This window comes from Streptococcus infantis (genome assembly GCF_047464615.1).
In the GTDB taxonomy this organism is placed as follows: Bacteria; Bacillota; Bacilli; order Lactobacillales; family Streptococcaceae; genus Streptococcus; species Streptococcus infantis_Y.
Genome location: NZ_JASHBO010000001.1, coordinates 57,451 through 74,603, shown reverse-complemented (window position 1 = coordinate 74,603; position 17,153 = coordinate 57,451). Strand labels below are relative to the sequence as shown.

Sequence of the window (17,153 nt, the reverse complement as noted above, 5' to 3'; positions counted from 1 at the left end):
AGTAAAATCTGCCTGCTTTTAAAATGGAAAATCATACCGAAAAATGGTATAATTAATATATATTTTTGGGAGGAAATAAGATGAGCAGTGGTTTTCAATCTCCAATTACAATAAAAGATGCAATAGATAACATCCATAATAGACAATTTTTATTACCAGCAATTCAAAGAAAATTTACTTGGTCGAGTAATCAGATTGAGATGCTATTTGATAGTATTATGCATGGGTATCCTATTAATTCTTTTATGTTTTGGAAGATAACAGATAACGAAATAAAAAGTGGCTATAAATTCTATGAGTTTATAACTAGATACAGAGAATTTTTTTCGGAAAATAATAGAGATATTGATACAAAGGGAGTTCCTAATTTTGATGCAGTTATAGATGGACAACAAAGATTAACAAGCTTATACATTGGCTTAAGAGGTAGTTATGCATATAAAATGCCTAGAAAATGGTGGAAAGATACAGAAGAATGCATTCCTACTAGAGAATTATATTTAAATTTAATTGCACCTATAAATCAAGAATATGATAATCAAAAGGAATTTGATTTTAGGTTTCTGTCAAAATTAGATTTAGAGAAATTTGATAAAGATAGAGATACATATTTTTGGTTTAGAGTCGGTGAAGTGTTAGACCTAGATACTATAAATAAAGTTTATAAGTATCTAAATGATAATAAACTAATGGATAATAATTATGCTTCCGATACATTAGTTCAATTATTTCAAGTTATTCATAAAGACAAGTTAATAAATTATTATCTACAAGAAGAACAAGAACCTGATAAAGTGCTTGAAATTTTTATTAGGACTAATAGTGGAGGGACACCACTATCTTTTTCAGATTTACTTATGTCTATTGCATCTGCTAATTGGAAAGTGATAGATGCTCGTAAGGAAATAGAAAAATTAGTAGAGGAAGTTTATATAATTGGGCGTCCTGGTTTCATTATTGATAAAGATTTTGTTTTAAAAACTTGTTTAGTACTATTTATAGATGACATAAAGTTTAAATTAAAAAATTTCACACATGAAAATGTTAATGAATTTGAAAATAATTGGAGTAGAGTAAGAAAAAGCATAATTGCAGCATTTTCTTTATTCGAATCTTTAGGATTTAATGACAAAACTTTTAGAGCAAAAAATGCAGCAATTCCAGTAATATATTATATCTACTATAACAATCTAGAAACAACTATTTCTAGTCCTATCTACAAGAATAAAGAAAATAAAGATAGAATAGCAAAATGGTTAATACTTACGTTTATTAAGTCGGTATTCGGTGGACAAACTGATACCGTTCTAAAGAAAATGAGGGATGTTTTGAAAGCGAATTTAGGAAAGGACTTTCCGGATAAAGAGCTAATGGATGCTTTTAAAAATGATCCGGCAAGAAATTATAGTTTTGATGACGAATTTATAGATGGTTTATTAGAAGCAGAGAAAGATTCTAATAATGCATATTACATATTGCATTTAATGTATTCAAATTTGGATTTTTCAAACCAAGATTTTCATCAAGATCATTTACACCCGTCAACTATTTTCACTGATGAGAAAAAGTTTAATAATTTCATTCCATATGAAGTACAAGATTTTGCTAAGAAAAGAGAAAACTGGAATGGAGTTGCTAATTTGCAATTATTAAACGGAAGGCAAAATGAATCTAAGAATGCTAAGTCTCTTAAAGAATGGGTTGATGCAGAAAACAAGACACATGATGATTTATTTTTATCTGATGGAATTGGTTTGGAAATAAAAGATTTTAAGGATTTTATTATTGATAGAAAAACAAATATAAAAAAATATATTAAGAGTATTATTGGATAGTTAAATTAGCAGATCTTAATGGTCTGCTTTTTTCTTTAAAAAATTAATAAATCTGGTTACCAAGAAGGATAAATTTTCACTTTTAAAGTGTAGGGGGAAATTTATCCTTTTTGCTTTTCAGGTAGAAGAGAAAATCTATTCCGTTATTAAGCAAAGAATCCTACATAGCAGAAAGCTAATTGATCTTTGACAACTGAATAGACCAAGGTGGGACGTTATCCATTTGTGGAGAATTATGACCTACGCCAAGACTTTTCTGCTGAGAAATTGGTTTAAATGAATACTGGTAAGTGCCAAGGATAAAAGAAAAAGAGCGATAAATAGGAATACATAAAGGATAGGTGTGGCAATCTATCTCTGTGATACGAATGGTGATAATGATACTTCAATAGTTTAAGCCGGCTCGTCTTAATAAGGGGCGGTGGTGAGATTCCAATGTAGCAGCCAATGCATCTACCAATGTCAAAAAACTTATTATAAAAATAGTGAGGTTAAGACTATGAATAAGAAAAAAGAAGTTAAAAAAGATAAGGATAAGAAGCAAATAGCAGATGATTATTCTAAGAAAATAACCTACTCTACAAGCGAAAGTGAAAAGCTTGATTTACTTGATATTGTTGAGATGTATCTATGCAAATCCTGTGTCAGGATTTGAGGGGCTGACAAAGAGAAATAGGGTGCGGTAAAATATAGGTGGTAGAAGTAATCTTCCGAAATGACTATTTGCCAAAATATCATTTTAGGAGGATTGTTATGAGAAATACTGCGTGTATGTATCTTCGTCTTTCAAGAGAAGATGGAGACAGCAATGAAAGTAACTCTATTTCAAATCAAAGACAAATAATCAAATCTTACGCTAAAGAAAAGAACATAGATCTATTTTATGAATATGTAGATGATGGATATAGTGGTTCTAATTTTGAGCGTCCAAATTTTAGGAATATGATTGATGACCTGAATAAAGGAAAGTTTTCCATCATTATGGTAAAAGACTTATCTCGTTTCGGCAGAGATTATATTGAGTCTGGGAAGTATCTGCAAAAGATATTTCCTGAAAAAGGTATTCGCTTTATATCTGTAAATGATAATTATGATAGTGATAATGCGGATGTTAGCGATACACATTTAATACTTCCTATTAGAAATTTTATCAATGACAGTTATTGTCGAGATATTTCTATGAAAGTAAAATCATCAAAAGAAGTTAAAAGGAAGAATGGCGAGTTTATTGGATCATTTGCTCCTTTTGGCTATAAGAAAGATGATAGGAACAAACATCAGCTTGTAGTTGATACAGAAGTAGCTCATATTATTGAACGAATATTTAATATGAAAATAGAGGGTTATTCCTCAAAGGCTATTGCCGACTTTCTAAACAGTATTGGAACAGTTACACCATCCAAGCATAAGGAAAATAATGGTGATAACTTCAATACTGGTTTTGTTGTGAAAAAAGCAAAGTGGGATGCTAAGATGGTAAACCGTATTATTTTAAATAAGGTTTATATTGGTGTCCTAGAACAAGGAAAAACCACAAAATTAAATTATAAATCAAAGCATGAAGTAGATGTTTCAAAAGAAGACTGGATAGCAATAGAAAATGCTCATGAAAGCATAGTATCAAAATCCATCTTTGCACTTGCAAACAAAATGCTACTTCGTGATGTGAAACAGTCTAAAGATAAGCCATATATATTATCAGGTATGCTTTATTGCAAAGATTGTGGAAGTCCTATGATTAGGCGAAAAGTAAGAGACAAGATTTTCTACATTTGCTCTGAATATAACAATGCTGGAGAGTGTTCAAGACATAGTGTAAAAGAAGACTATGTTACTCATGCAACTATTCATGCATTAAATGAATATCTATCTAAGTACAATGAACTGCTTAAAAAAGTTAGCGAAATAGATGTGTCAAAGTTTAAATTAAAAGTTGATTTTGAGTCATTATATGCAGAAAAAAGAAAGTATGAAAGACTTAGACAATCTCTTTATATGGATTTAGAAGAAGAACTTATAACGACTGAAGAATTTGAACGATTTAGAAAAAATTATCTTATTAAGATTAGGGAAATTGAGAAACAAATTATTACAAAGCAAAATATCGTAAATGAACTGAAAATGAAGATAAACGATAAAGGTAGTTTCGTTTCTGAGATAGTTCCTAATCCTGAAAGTGATGAACTAAATCGATTGTCTTTAGTGTCTTTTATAGATCGTATTGAGATTGGAGAAGATAATGTAATTAACTTTGTCTTCAACAATATTGAAACAGTGAACCTGCTTCAAGCAATTGTGGATAGTGATAAGGTTGAAGCTAAGGATACACATAAGGCAAGACTAATATCAATGGGCAAGCTATTTGGTGAGCATTTAGAAAGAGTTGAACCTATGCTTGCAGTTGGAGGTGTTTGTTAATGGCAAGGACTTCCAAAAGATATATAAGAAAAAGTGAAGAACAAACACAAAAAGTATTTTATAAAGCTGGAATATATACAAGATTATCCAGTGAAAGAAAAGAAGAGTGGCGTGAGAAATCATCGTCTATCGAAACACAGGTGCTTTGTTGTAAAGAATATGCTTTAAAGGAAAATATTAAAGTCGTAAATATTTACACAGACTATGAATATAGTGGGACAAATTTTGAAAGACCACAGTTTCAGGAGATGATGCAAGATATTCGTGAAAGAAGAATTAATTGTATTATCATAAGGGATTTATCAAGACTTGGAAGAGAATATCTTGAGATGGGTAGACTCATAGACAAGGTATTTCCGTTCTTGGGAGTAAGGTTTATTTCTGTTAATGATAAGGTTGATACCGTTAAGGATTTAGACTCTAAGAAGTCATTTGAAGTAACTCTTAAGAATATCGTCAATGATATGTATGCTAAAGACATTTCTGTAAAGATAAAGACAAGTAAACATAATAGGGCAAGAAATGGATATTTTATTGGTTCTGTTCCGCCCTATGGATATAAGGTAGTGAAATTAAAAGAGGGACAGAAGTTAGAAGTTGATGAGAATGTTCGATCCATTGTTGAAGAAATGTTCCGACTAACACTTGAAGGAAAAAGCCAATATGAGGTTGCAAAGCACTTTAATACTATGGGTTATGCTACAGGAATGGTCTATTACAAAACAGGTAGAATTTATAGACGGGATGGTGATCCGCAGTGGAATAAAGGTACTATTTCCAAAATGCTTACGAATAAAGCTTATACAGGAACTTTAGTACAAGGTGTTAAGCAACAGAATCTTGCAAAGGGAATGAAGCAACAATTTGTAGATGAAAGTCAGCATATTATTTATGAAAATGCACATGAACCAATTATCTCAAAAGAGGATTTTGAAAAAGTGCTGCAAGGGCGAGCAGATAGATTAAAGAACAATGCTTTTGGTGCAAAAATGCATGACTTTGAAAGAGATTATGAGAATAGATATAAGGGCTTGATTTTCAATAATGCAACAGGTAAAGAGCTTCATAGAAGAACCAGAATTTATGGGATAAACCATGATAGGCTTTATTATTCTTTTCAAAACGATACTTGTACAGGCAAGATAGATAACGAAGCAAGAGTATTTATTATGGAAAGAGAGCTTGATAGAGCAATGTCTGAAAAGGTAGCAGACTTTATTACTAAGGCTACAAGTAAGGTAAAGTTAATAGAAAGAGTATCTAACAGATTTTCTGAAAGCATAGGTAAGCTAAACGAAAATATTTCAAAGCTTAAAATTAAGGCGGAGAAGGAAGAATTCCTAATTCAAAAAACTTATGAAGAATATAGCTTAGGCAAGATTGACAGGGAAGTATATATCCTTAAAAGAGAAATTACCCTTAGACATATTGCAACAATCAATAATGAAGTTATTGCGATTGAACAGGTTGTAAAAGACCTTGAAAGGGATAATAAAACATCTATTAAGTGGATTAAGGATGTATTTTCGGCAAAAAAGGTTGAAAAATTACCAGCTGATTTAATTCATAATTTAGTGGAAAAGATAATTGTCTATGGCAATCATAATTTTGAAATAGTCTTTAAATTTAATATGGATAGTTTGATGGGAGGTGTTGAAGATGAGTAAAATTGCACTCTATATCAGATTATCTGTAGAAGATCAGATGAAGAAAGATGAGAGCGAAAGTATCATCAACCAAAGGTATTTCCTGAATGATTTTCTTGATAGAAATGATGAATTGAAAAGCTTCCAAAGAGAAGAATATATTGATGACGGATACACAGGAACAAATGAGAAAAGACCATCTTTTCAAAGAATGCTTGAGGAAGTTAAGAGTGGTAAAATCAATGCCATCATTGTAAAAGACTTATCAAGGTTTATGAGAGATTACATTTCACTTGGTGATTATCTGGAGAATATATTCCCTTTTCTTGGCATTAGGTTTATTGCGATTAATGATGGCTATGATAGTGCTAAGGAAAAAGGAAATGGAACAGACCTTGATATTCAGTTTAAAGGTTTGCTATATGACTTTTATACAAAAGATATTTCTCAGAAAGTAAAGACAGTTACTACTGAACTTAAAAAGCAAGGAAAGTTTCTTGCTTGGAGTCCACCATTTGGTTATATGAAAGATCCAGATGATAAGCACAACATCATTATTGATGATAAGACAGCTTGGATTGTGAGGAAGGTATATGATTTAGCACTTACAGGACTTGCATCAAGAAAGATTGCAGCAGTTATGAATGAAGAAAATATATCAACACCAAACGAGCGTAAAAAAGAACTTACCAATATGGATTATGAATATAACATAGTCTCATCAGATACAAGAGATGCACCAACATGGACAAATGGTACAGTGGTAGATATTTTATCCAATGAAAATTACACCGGCACTTATGTCTTCAATATGCAAGAAAAGTCGATATTGACTCCTGGTAGTTTTAAATTTAATCCCAAAGAGGAATGGGGTAGAGTTTATGAACATCATGAAGCTATTATCTCAAGAGAAGAGTTTGAAAAGGTTCAAGCTATCAAAGAAAATAATAGTTTCTTAAAAGGGAAAAATACTGACTATCCATGGAGAAAGCATTCTCCATTACAAGGATTTGCAAGATGTCCTACTTGTAACCATATTCTGGGACTTACTCAATCAAAATTTAAGCGACCAGATGGAAGTATGAGAATACATAAGTATTTTCATTGTAGGATCTGCAAGTGCAATAATGTAGAACATAAAAACTCAAGAGTAGATAAGTTAGAGGATCAGGTGCTTGCACTTATTAAAGAGAAATATGGTGAAGCAGAAGTGAAGCCCAAAGAAAAAATAAGTATTAAAGATATAGAGAAGAAGATGGAAAAGCTTCAGGCGAAAAAAATGTCTGATTTTGAAAAATATAAGCTTGGGAAAATGACGAAAGCTAAGTTTGTAGAAAGTAAAAACCAGATAGATAATGAATTTGATAGGCTTGATGAAAAGATAAAACTATCTTCTAATGAAACAGAAGTTGTAACGGATAATGAACTTACACGAGAACTTATGGAAAAGTATGTTGAGTCGGTTATCTGTGAAGGTAGTATAGTTCAAAAAATCATATGGAAATAGACGCAAGAGGGAGTGAGAAATCACTCTCTTTTTGCTGTCTAAAAATAGACAATAAATTTTGTGTCAGTCGCTTGACACGAGAGGGGACTGGGAACTTCTTTGCGGCGATGCCTAGAAGTATACGAGATAAATCAGAGCTCTATGGGGTTGAATTAGACAGTGTGACAGGCGCAATCGCAAAACAACTCCACCCCAATACCCATATTGAAGTGCGAGGATTTGAAGAAGTTCCCTATCAAAATAATAGTTTTGATTTAGTCTTAACGAATGTTCCTTTTGGAAATTTTCGCATTGCCGATAAAAACTACGATAAACCTTATATGATTCATGATTACTTTGTCAAACACTCACTTGATTTAGTAAGAGACGGAGGACAAGTGTCGATTATCTCATCTATTGGGACAATGGATAAGCGGACAGATAATGTCTTACAAGAGATTAAAACCAACACTCATTTTTTAGGGGGTGTTCGTTTGCCGGATACGGCTTTTAAAACGATTGCAGGTACTCGAGTGACCACAGATCTCCTCTTCTTTCAAAAGGATCAAGCAAAGAATCTTAATGAGGAGGAACTTGTCTTTAGTGGCTCTATTCCCTTTGAGGAAGATAAGCGTGTCTGGATCAATCCTTATTTTGATGGGAAATACAACACACAAGTTTTGGGTGAATATGAAGTACGTAATTTTAATGGAGGAACCCTCAATGTAAAGGGGGAATCAGAAACATTATCTACTGATATAATGAAAGCATTCGAGAATGTGGAAGCACCTAAACAAATTGACAATTCTTTGAAAGCACCTGTTTTTATCCAAGAAGAAGTGGATAATTCGATCCCAAGTCGTATACGTGAGGACTTAGCGCTCTATTCTTTTGGATATGAGGGAAATCAAATTTATTACCGAGATACGCATGGCATTCGGAAAAGTTCAAAAGTAGACGAAATTAGTTATTATGTAGATGAGAAGGGAGATTTTAAAGCTTGGGACAGTTCTTTGTCTGAACATAAAATAGACCGATTCGTGCAACTTCATTTGACAGAAGAGGAAGCACTAGATGTTTACAAGTCAGAAGAAGCGAGTAAAAGAGGGAAATATAAGGGACTGTTCAAAAAAACTGTCTTTTATGAAAGTCCCTTATCGGATAAGGATATTAGTCGCATTAAGGGCATGGTTGATTTGAGAGAGACCTATCAATCCTTAATTGAAATTCAACGTCATCAAGATTATAGTCGGACAGAATTTCAGGTGTTACTTAGTAAACTCAATCATAACTATGACCGCTTTGTAAGTCAATTTGGATACTTGAATGCCTCAGTCAATCGGAACTTATTTGATAGTGACGATAAGTATTCTTTACTAGCAAGTTTAGAAGATGAATACATCGATTCTAAAGACCAGAAAGTAAAATATAAAAAATCTTTAGCCTTTGAGAAAGCATTGGTTAGACCAGAGAGAGAGATTACAAGAGTATCAACGGCTTTAGATGCCTTAAACTCCAGTTTATCGGATGGTAGAGGAGTTGATTTAGACTATATGGTATCAATTTATCCCGAACATAGCCAAGCTGCTATTTTAGATGAGTTAGGTGACCAGGTTTTAATGGATCCAGAAAGTTATTTAAGAGGGGAAAGAAAATATCTTTCTAAGAACCAGTTTTTGTCAGGAGATATTCTCAATAAGATAGAAGTAGTTCAACTATTAGTAGATGAAAACAACCAAGAATTTGACTGGTCTCATGCTTTAGATTTGTTAGAATCTGTTCGCCCTCCACGGATTCATCTGGCAGATATTGAGTTCAAAATAGGGTCACGTTGGATTCCTCAATCCGTTTATGGTAAATTTGCCTTTGAATGTTTTACCAATCGTGAATTTGAATTGTCTTCGCCAGATGTTGAACAAGTCATTGAAGTGAATCCTGTCGATGGCCAGGTTCATTTAAGGACATCATTTGTTTATCGCTATCCAAGTGCCAAAGATAGTAGTCTTGGAGTTAGTGGGTCACGTTATGATACAGGAAGAAAGATTTTTGAGAATTTACTTAATTCGAACCAACCGACGATTACCATGACTGTTACGGAAGGGGAAAAGAAAAAGACTATCACAGATTTGGAAAAAACCTCTGTTCTAAGAGCAAAAGAGCAGCATTTACAAGAGCTCTTTCAAGAATTTGTCTCACGGTATCCAGAAGTCCAACAGGTCATTGAGGAAAGCTATAATCGTCTTTATAATCGAACAGTTAGTCGAGAGTATGATGGTAGCCATCTAGTCATTGATGGCTTGGCACAAAACATCAGTCTTCGTCCTCATCAAGAGAATGCTATTCAAAGAATCGTAGAAGAAAAAAGAGCTTTATTAGCTCATGAGGTAGGTTCAGGAAAGACCTTGACCATGCTTGGTGCTGGGTTTAAATTAAAGGAGTTGGGGATGGTTCATAAGCCCTTGTATGTGGTGCCCTCTAGTTTGTCTGCTCAGTTTGGCCAAGAAATCATGAAATTTTTCCCTACTAAAAAAGTCTTTGTGACCACTAAGAAAGATTTTGTGAAGGCGAGAAGAAAACAATTTGTGTCACGTATCATTACAGGAGATTACGATGCCATTGTCATTGGGGATTCTCAATTTGAAAAAATCCCTGTCAGTAAGGAAAGACAGATGAATTATATCGAGGACAAACTCAATGAACTACGAGAGATTAAAACACATTCTGAAAATAAGTACACCGTTAAAGAAGCAGAGCAATCAATAAGTGGTCTTGAGAGACAATTGGAAGAACTCCAACGCTTTAATCGTGATAGTTTTATTGATTTTGAGAACTTAGGAATTGATTTTCTCTTTGTGGATGAAGCACATCACTTTAAAAATATACGTCCAATTACTGGACTTGGAAATGTAGCAGGGATTACCAATACAACCTCTAAGAAGAATGTGGATATGGAAATGAAGGTTCGACAGATTCAGGAAGAACATGATTTTAAAAACATTGTCTTTGCGACAGGAACACCTGTTTCCAATTCTATTAGTGAGTTATATACTATGATGAACTACATTCAACCAGATATCTTAAAACGCTATCAAGTTGATTATTTTGACTCTTGGGTAGGTGCTTTTGGAGAAATTCAAAACTCTATGGAATTAGCTCCTACAGGGGATAAGTACCAACCTAAGAAACGATTTAAAAAGTTTGTCAATCTACCTGAGTTGATGAAAATCTATAAAGAAACAGCCGACATTCAAACACAAGATATGTTGGATTTACCTGTTCCAGAAGCTCATATTATCCCTATTGAGAGTGAGTTAACTGAAAACCAGAAACTCTATTTAGAAGAATTAGTTATGAGGTCAGATATGGTCAAATGTGGAACAGTTGATCCGAGCCAGGATAACATGTTGAAGATTACGGGTGAGGCGCGGAAACTAGCTATTGATATGCGTTTATTGGACTCTAGTTATAGTCTAGCAGACAATCATAAACTGCTTCAGGTAGTGGATAATGTTGAAAGAATTTATCGTGAGGGAATGGAAAATAAGGCTACTCAGATGATTTTTTCAGATATTGGCACACCTAAGAAAAAAGATAATGGCTTTGATGTTTATTCTGAGATTAAGGCTTTATTAGTTGATAGAGGAATCCCTAGTATGGAAATTGCCTTTGTACATGATGCCAATAGTGATGAAAAGAAGAATAGCTTGTCTCGAAAGGTTAATGCAGGAGAGGTTCGGGTTCTTCTTGCCTCAACTGAAAAAGGAGGAACAGGTTTAAATGTTCAGAGCAAGATGAAAGCAGTTCACCATCTGGATGTACCGTGGAGACCAAGTGACATTCAGCAACGTAATGGACGTATTATCCGACAGGGAAATGAAAACAAGGAAGTGGATATTTACCACTATATTACCAAAGGTTCGTTTGATAATTATCTATGGGCAACTCAGGAGAACAAACTCCGTTATATTAAGCAGATTATGACTTCTAAGGAGCCGATTCGTGCTGCGGAAGATATTGATGAACAGACTATGACAGCTTCTGATTTTAAGGCACTAGCAACAGGTAATCCTTATCTCAAATATAAGATGGAACTAGAGAATGATCTAACTCTATTAGAAAATCAAAGACGCGCCTTTCAACGCAGCAAGGATCACTATCGTCATACAATCTCTTACTGTGAAGAAAATATGCCCATTCTTGAGAAACGATTAAGCAAGTATGAAGGCGACATTCAACAGTCTGAAATGTCGAAAGACCAATCATTTTCTATGACGATAGGTAAACAAGTTTTTGAGCAACGAGCTGAAGCAGGTGAATCCCTACACCGTCTTATCCGTCATAATCAATCTGACAGCAAAGAATTTCGAACCCTAGCAAGTTATCGAGGATTTGACATTAAAATGCTTAGTCTACCAACGAATCAGCCTCTTCCTGAAACCTTCTCTGTTAAGATTGTAGGAGAAAATCAGTATTCTGTCAGTTTGGATTTGTATTCTCCTTTGGGGACAATTCAAAGGCTTCAGCATACGATAGACCACATTAAAGATGACCAAGTGAAAACTCAGAACTTATTGGATGAATTAAAGGATAAATGGACTACTGCTAAGGTAGAAATTGAGAAAAATTTTCCAAAGGAAGAGGATTATCAAACTAAAAAGGCCGAATACGATGTACTCGCGCCATTGATTGAAACAGAAACGGATTTAGATATTATTGATCAGGCCTTACGACAATTCCACGAAAAAGGAAAAGAAAAGCAAGAACAACTTTCTTTTGAATTAGATTAAAAAATAGATATAAATAGCGGACAAGAAAAGAAAAGCGCGGTAGAATAAAGATAGAAAGAAACGAGGTAACGATTATGATGGAAGATACCTATTATCAATTAGAAGAGGCTTTGGTACAGGGATTTCAAACACCTGAAGAATACCAAGCCTACAAGGAGTTAAAGGAACATTATGAGGAAGTGACAGGGGATTACAGTTTTTCTAAACGAGAGCTCACTAGTCAATTGGAAATCGCTCTTCAGAATCATCAAGGTGTGGACTTTGAAGAACATGAAAAAGAAGAGTATTTGGACTTAGTTCAAAAATTAGAAGAGTTTGATTCCTCTCTTGCCACCCATTATCGTCAGTTGATTGATTAGAAAGGAGAAAGTCATGAATGATTTACTCCTTATCCCAGTAATTTTTTTAGCAGTAGGAGGAATTCTCATTCTTTTATGGAGACTCTTTCTTATTGCCAGTGGACTTTTCCTTATTGGTTTTATCAGTTTTCTTATTTTCGTAGAGTTCTATGGAATTTATCTGTTCTTTACTGAACCGACCCTTTATATGGAAGATTTATCCCAGAATGGTCTGATCAGTTTTACAGGATTTTATGCGGTATTTAATCTAGCCGTGCTTGTATGTGGTGTTTTGAAAATCATTAGTTGGACAAGAAGATTAAAAAGTAGCTGAACAATCTCTTGTTCAGCTACTTTTTAATTGGGAACTATAAAAATTTTTCTCGAAAATAAGAAACTTGCACGATTTACTCATTACTTAGCCAATACTAGAGTTTATACTAGTTACTGTAATAATGATCATCTAAAAGAAGGAAGGAGGCAACCTTATGTCTAAAAATACAAGTCGTCCAGAGATTGATTCTCTAAGTTTCGAGGTTGAAAACCAAGAACTTTCCGGGAAATCAGGAGCTAGTGGTGCATAGCTTTTAAAATGACACTAGCAGGTCGCTGTGGATTGTGTTTCACCTGTTCCTATGAGTATACGAGAAATAATGTTTGTTGTTAGATAAAACAAAAGGAAAATTCTTGAGTTTTATTACAAAACATTGACAAAACTTTGATTTGGTGTTATATTTACGAGGAGAAATACAAATGAAACAAGACCATTTTGAGATTGATTCTTTGGATTATGAAATTAATAGCCAAAAGTTAAATATTAAATATACTGCTGGGTGACGTACGACTGTTAGATTAACAGTACAAGGTCGCTGTGGTTGGTGGTTTACATATTCTTATGAATGTACTTCGCCAAACGTGCGCTGTGGATAAAACTACCTATATTTTTTGATAGGAGGATAAAATGGAAGGAATTATTGGAACACTAGAATTCTATGCACCTGTACTGGTCTTAGGAGTTATTGTCATAGGGATTGTTTACTTTATGAAAAAAAGAAACGATCGCAAATAATCAACATCGACCGATACCTGAAAAAGGTATCGGTTTTTTATAACTTGAATATATTGCACAAAATACTCATGGAAAACCTTGAAAGAAACCGTATAATGAGAGAGTAATAAAGAAACGGAGGAATGAAATGATGAAACAGCTTATTGTGACAGGATTAACGAAAACATTTGGTCAAGGGGATAATATCGTTCATGCTTTATTAGATGTGAACTTGTCCGTTGAAAAAGGTGAATTTCTGGCAATTATGGGTGCCAGTGGTAGTGGAAAAACAACACTCCTCAACTGTATTTCAACGATTGATAAACCAACATCAGGTGAGATTCGATTTGAAGATTTTGACATCATCCATGCCAAGGAAAATGAACTAGCTGACTATCGTGCTAAAAACATTTCCTATATTTTCCAAGCCTACAACTTGGTGGAAACCTTGACGGTCTATGAAAATATCATTCTACCTCTTCAAATTCAGGGGAAAAATATCAAAAAACATCAGGATAAGATTGAGGAAATTTTGGATAAGTTGGCCATTCAAAACTTAAAAGATAAGTTTCCTAATCAGTTATCAGGTGGCCAGCGACAACGTGTGGCAACTGCTAGAGCCTTGATTGATGATTCTAAACTGATTATCGCAGATGAGCCGACAGGAGCCTTGGACTCTGCCAATTCTGAAAAACTGATGGCACTTTTGCAGGAAATCAATAAAAGTTTTGGTATTACCATTTTACTGGTTACGCATGACCCTGCCGCAGCCAAGTACTCTTCACGGATGGTGCTACTTAGCGATGGAAAGATTATGGATGATTTGGAACGTAACAGCTTATCTAATGAACAGTATTTGCAAGAGATTTACAGCCGTACCAGATAGGAGGAAGAGAGTATGTATCCAAAATTAATTTTACGAAATGTATTTCGAAATTTACAGACTTACACCATCTACTTTTTCAGTCTAACCTTGATTTATAGCTTGCTCTATGCTTTTAATGCTTTACCAAGCCATCCAGTGATGCAAAGTTTATCAGGGGCAAAGGAAATGTTGACGACGGTGATGAGTCAGTACATGGGCTTGCTTTCCTATCTGATTCTATCGGCGATTGCCTTTCTCGTCGTTTATTCCACAAACTTTGTCCTGGGACGTCGTAAGAAAGAGCTGGGACTTTATGCAACGCTGGGAATGAAGAAGAAGCAGATTATCCGTACCCTGTTCTTTGAAACCATGCTGGTCAATATCTTTTCCTTGATTCTAGGTTTCTTGCTTGGCTTGATTTTACTGGTCATTCTATCTAAGGTTGCATCTGAGTTTTTTATGGCCAATTACTTTGGTAGTCTGCTTTTTTTTGATAGCAAGTCTGTCATCTTACTAGTTTATTCCTATTTAGTAACCAGTTTTATTGTTGGTGTCATGGACATTCTTACCTTTAGAAAGCAAAATATCATTGCACTCATTCAAGAAAATGGGGTCAAGAAATCTGTCTTGGCAAAAGGCAAGCCAGTTCTTCAAGCACTTCTCTTTATTCTTTCGACAGCTGTTATCGGTTTTGGTGCTCTCTATTTTTCAGACTATCACCATCTATCATTCTTGAAAAGCTGGGGTATCTTGCTGGTATCTGTCTTCGTGATTTTTGTGATTTTATTTTACAATACCTTGAGCCATTTTATCTTGGTTTCCCTTAGAAAACTGCCTCAAACCTACTATAACAAACTAAACAGTTTTAAAATTCGTCAATTTTCAAAACAAGCTGATAGTAATTCGGTAACGTTGGCTGTCTTATCCTTGACCTTGACACTGGCTCTCAGCTTACTAGTTTTTAGTGGTAGTGCCTATACGACTATGAACCGAGAGCTGAACAAATACTCACCTTATGATGTAACTGTCAATCTTTATCGTGGTCAAGAGTTCCAGTTTTCTCAGGAATCTGTCAAAGACAGATTGAAAGCAGATGGATTTGACTTTAACCTCATCAAAGAGGAGTACAGCTATCCTATCTATTCTAGTGATTTAACCTATAAAGATTTGATTGATACTAGCAATCTCTGGGCGCATGATAAGGAACTTCCTGAATCAAAAGTACCGATTTTAGGAATTTCTGCCTACAATCATCTCCGCAAACTGCAAGGGGAAAAAGCGGTTGACTTGGCAGATAACCAATTTCTGGTCAATGCAAACTATAAAGGAACTGCCAAGCAGATCCAGGACTTTCTATCAACGACCAAAACCCTCATGATTAACGGTCATTCTCTCAACCTTGCCTCTTCGAATCCACTTGAAACAGTTTACTTTTTATCGTCAGTGGGTACAAATGATACAGGAACCTTAATTGTACCAGATAAGGTAGTAGTTGGATTGACGGAAGACCACACGACCTATGTTGCCAATTTCAAAGAAAATATCGACAAACGGAAAGTAGAAACATTCTTAAGTCAGTGGATAGAAAAATACTACTTCACTCGTGATGGAGCAGAGTTGAATCCGTTCACCTATCAAACCAAAGGAAGAATTTTTGAGATTTATCTTGGATTTATGGGCGTCATTGTCTTTGTCATGATTTTTGTCAGTGTTATTTTTATCATTATTTCCCTCAGTATCTTGTCCCTTCAAACATCTACAAGTGCTTTGGATAGTGTTAATGATTATCAAATCTTATATCTTCTTGGGAATAAGAGGAAGCAAAATCGCTCTATTCTTTTGCAACAGATTCTAAGTTATTTCTTGGTTCCGCTGGTCATCGCAGGTCCGCTAGCGCTTGCCTTAAGTACCGCACTTCTAGGCTATTTTGAAAATTTCGCTAATACCAGCATTTCTATAGATATCACCTATCTGGGAGTAGTGGTCTTACTATTTGTCCTTTACCTGCTAGTGACTTACAGAGTAAGTTGGCAAATTATTGAAAATTAAGTCAAATACCAGAGTTGTCTATCCGACAATTCTGGTATTGTGTTATAATGATATTAAAGTAGTTCAGGAAGTGGATATATATGAAACAGTTTGTCAAATCGCTCTCGAAAAACTCACTTTTATTGTGGTGGTTGACGATTTTTAATCATCTAACTTTGATGATTTATATTTATTATAGGATTCCTCTGGACTTTTCGACAGATTTTTCCTTGCAGATGGTTTTATTGCTAATTATTGCTTTAATTGCATTTAGTTATATTTGTAATATTGTGACCTTTCGGTATAGTGAGTTGAAACTTTGGTTGCTCCTTATGTTGTTTCTCATTAGCTGGCAATCCATTTTTAATCAAGGAGTTGCGAGCACCCTGTTGTACTTTTTTGATATTCTTCATCCGCTCAACTCTTTTTTATTGGTGTATAGCTCTCTGTCTATTATCTTTCTGGGAGAGAAAATAGGAGAAGAACTGTTGAGTGTGTCCTTGGTGTTGACACTAATCACCATGAGTTCGTATCTGTTAAGTCCTTCAATTTTTCTATTTCTGTCCTTGTTTGCGTCTTTCTTTTTAAACCTTGTTCCCTTGATTTTACTGATTTTATATCATAAAGAGTTGAAAAGTAAACTCAAGTATCAGAGACGAAATTTGTGGATATTAGCTTTGATATTGCCTCTTTCTTATTTCT

Annotated in this window: 9 protein-coding genes and 2 pseudogenes; all 11 read left to right on the top strand. The window is 34.4% G+C overall.

Translation table 11 applies throughout. From position 1 onward, the window contains the following. Positions 1 to 80: 80 nt before the first annotated feature. The 11 genes and pseudogenes from QM450_RS00365 (at position 81) to QM450_RS00315 (ending at position 16,472) form a co-directional block, all read left to right on the top strand. Positions 81 to 1,835 carry a DUF262 domain-containing protein gene (locus QM450_RS00365; protein WP_414319336.1) on the top strand — a complete coding sequence of 585 codons (1,755 nt, stop codon included), beginning with the start codon at positions 81 to 83 and terminating at the stop codon, positions 1,833 to 1,835. 499 nt (positions 1,836 to 2,334) lie between these two features. Next, positions 2,335 to 2,490, top strand: coding sequence for a hypothetical protein (locus QM450_RS00360; protein WP_001035198.1), 156 nt, complete (start codon positions 2,335 to 2,337; stop codon positions 2,488 to 2,490). 98 nt (positions 2,491 to 2,588) lie between these two features. Further along, positions 2,589 to 4,253, top strand: coding sequence for a recombinase family protein (locus QM450_RS00355; protein ID WP_049513445.1), 1,665 nt, complete (start codon positions 2,589 to 2,591; stop codon positions 4,251 to 4,253). Next, entirely contained in the window at positions 4,253 to 5,920 is a 1,668-nt protein-coding gene (locus tag QM450_RS00350) for a recombinase family protein (protein WP_049513446.1), read from the top strand. Before QM450_RS00355 ends, QM450_RS00350 begins: the two co-directional genes overlap by 1 nt. Beyond that, on the top strand, positions 5,913 to 7,406 hold the full coding sequence (locus tag QM450_RS00345; protein WP_049513449.1) for a recombinase family protein: 1,494 nt from the start codon (positions 5,913 to 5,915) through the stop codon (positions 7,404 to 7,406). The genes QM450_RS00350 and QM450_RS00345 overlap by 8 nt, the downstream gene beginning before the upstream one ends. 83 nt (positions 7,407 to 7,489) lie before the next feature. Continuing rightward, a pseudogene (locus QM450_RS00340) lies at positions 7,490 to 12,172 on the top strand (SNF2-related protein); the annotation flags it as partial. Between the two features lie 74 nt (positions 12,173 to 12,246). Next, positions 12,247 to 12,531, top strand: coding sequence for a DUF5962 family protein (locus QM450_RS00335; protein WP_000969637.1), 285 nt, complete (start codon positions 12,247 to 12,249; stop codon positions 12,529 to 12,531). Then, on the top strand, positions 12,524 to 12,844 hold the full coding sequence (locus QM450_RS00330; RefSeq protein ID WP_414319335.1) for a DUF5966 family protein: 321 nt from the start codon (positions 12,524 to 12,526) through the stop codon (positions 12,842 to 12,844). The genes QM450_RS00335 and QM450_RS00330 overlap by 8 nt, the downstream gene beginning before the upstream one ends. Before the next feature lie 518 nt (positions 12,845 to 13,362). Next, positions 13,363 to 13,440, top strand: a pseudogene (locus tag QM450_RS00325) (salivaricin M family lantibiotic); the annotation flags it as partial. A gap of 269 nt (positions 13,441 to 13,709) precedes the next feature. Beyond that, complete coding sequence (locus QM450_RS00320; RefSeq protein ID WP_050543105.1) at positions 13,710 to 14,444, top strand: ABC transporter ATP-binding protein; 735 nt, start codon at positions 13,710 to 13,712, stop codon at positions 14,442 to 14,444. A 12-nt stretch (positions 14,445 to 14,456) separates the two neighbouring features. Continuing rightward, positions 14,457 to 16,472 carry an FtsX-like permease family protein gene (locus tag QM450_RS00315; protein ID WP_414319334.1) on the top strand — a complete coding sequence of 672 codons (2,016 nt, stop codon included), beginning with the start codon at positions 14,457 to 14,459 and terminating at the stop codon, positions 16,470 to 16,472. Positions 16,473 to 17,153: the final 681 nt, after the last annotated feature.

What these genes read in the sequence shown, in the direction of transcription:
- QM450_RS00335 (WP_000969637.1), top strand. Translation starts at nt 12,247, where the DNA reads ATGATGGAAGATACCTATTATCAATTAGAAGAGGCTTTGGTACAGGGA.
- QM450_RS00355 (WP_049513445.1), top strand. Translation starts at nt 2,589, where the DNA reads ATGAGAAATACTGCGTGTATGTATCTTCGTCTTTCAAGAGAAGATGGA.
- QM450_RS00350 (WP_049513446.1), top strand. Translation starts at nt 4,253, where the DNA reads ATGGCAAGGACTTCCAAAAGATATATAAGAAAAAGTGAAGAACAAACA.
- QM450_RS00315 (WP_414319334.1), top strand. Translation starts at nt 14,457, where the DNA reads ATGTATCCAAAATTAATTTTACGAAATGTATTTCGAAATTTACAGACT.
- QM450_RS00345 (WP_049513449.1), top strand. Translation starts at nt 5,913, where the DNA reads ATGAGTAAAATTGCACTCTATATCAGATTATCTGTAGAAGATCAGATG.
- QM450_RS00360 (WP_001035198.1), top strand. Translation starts at nt 2,335, where the DNA reads ATGAATAAGAAAAAAGAAGTTAAAAAAGATAAGGATAAGAAGCAAATA.
- QM450_RS00320 (WP_050543105.1), top strand. Translation starts at nt 13,710, where the DNA reads ATGAAACAGCTTATTGTGACAGGATTAACGAAAACATTTGGTCAAGGG.
- QM450_RS00365 (WP_414319336.1), top strand. Translation starts at nt 81, where the DNA reads ATGAGCAGTGGTTTTCAATCTCCAATTACAATAAAAGATGCAATAGAT.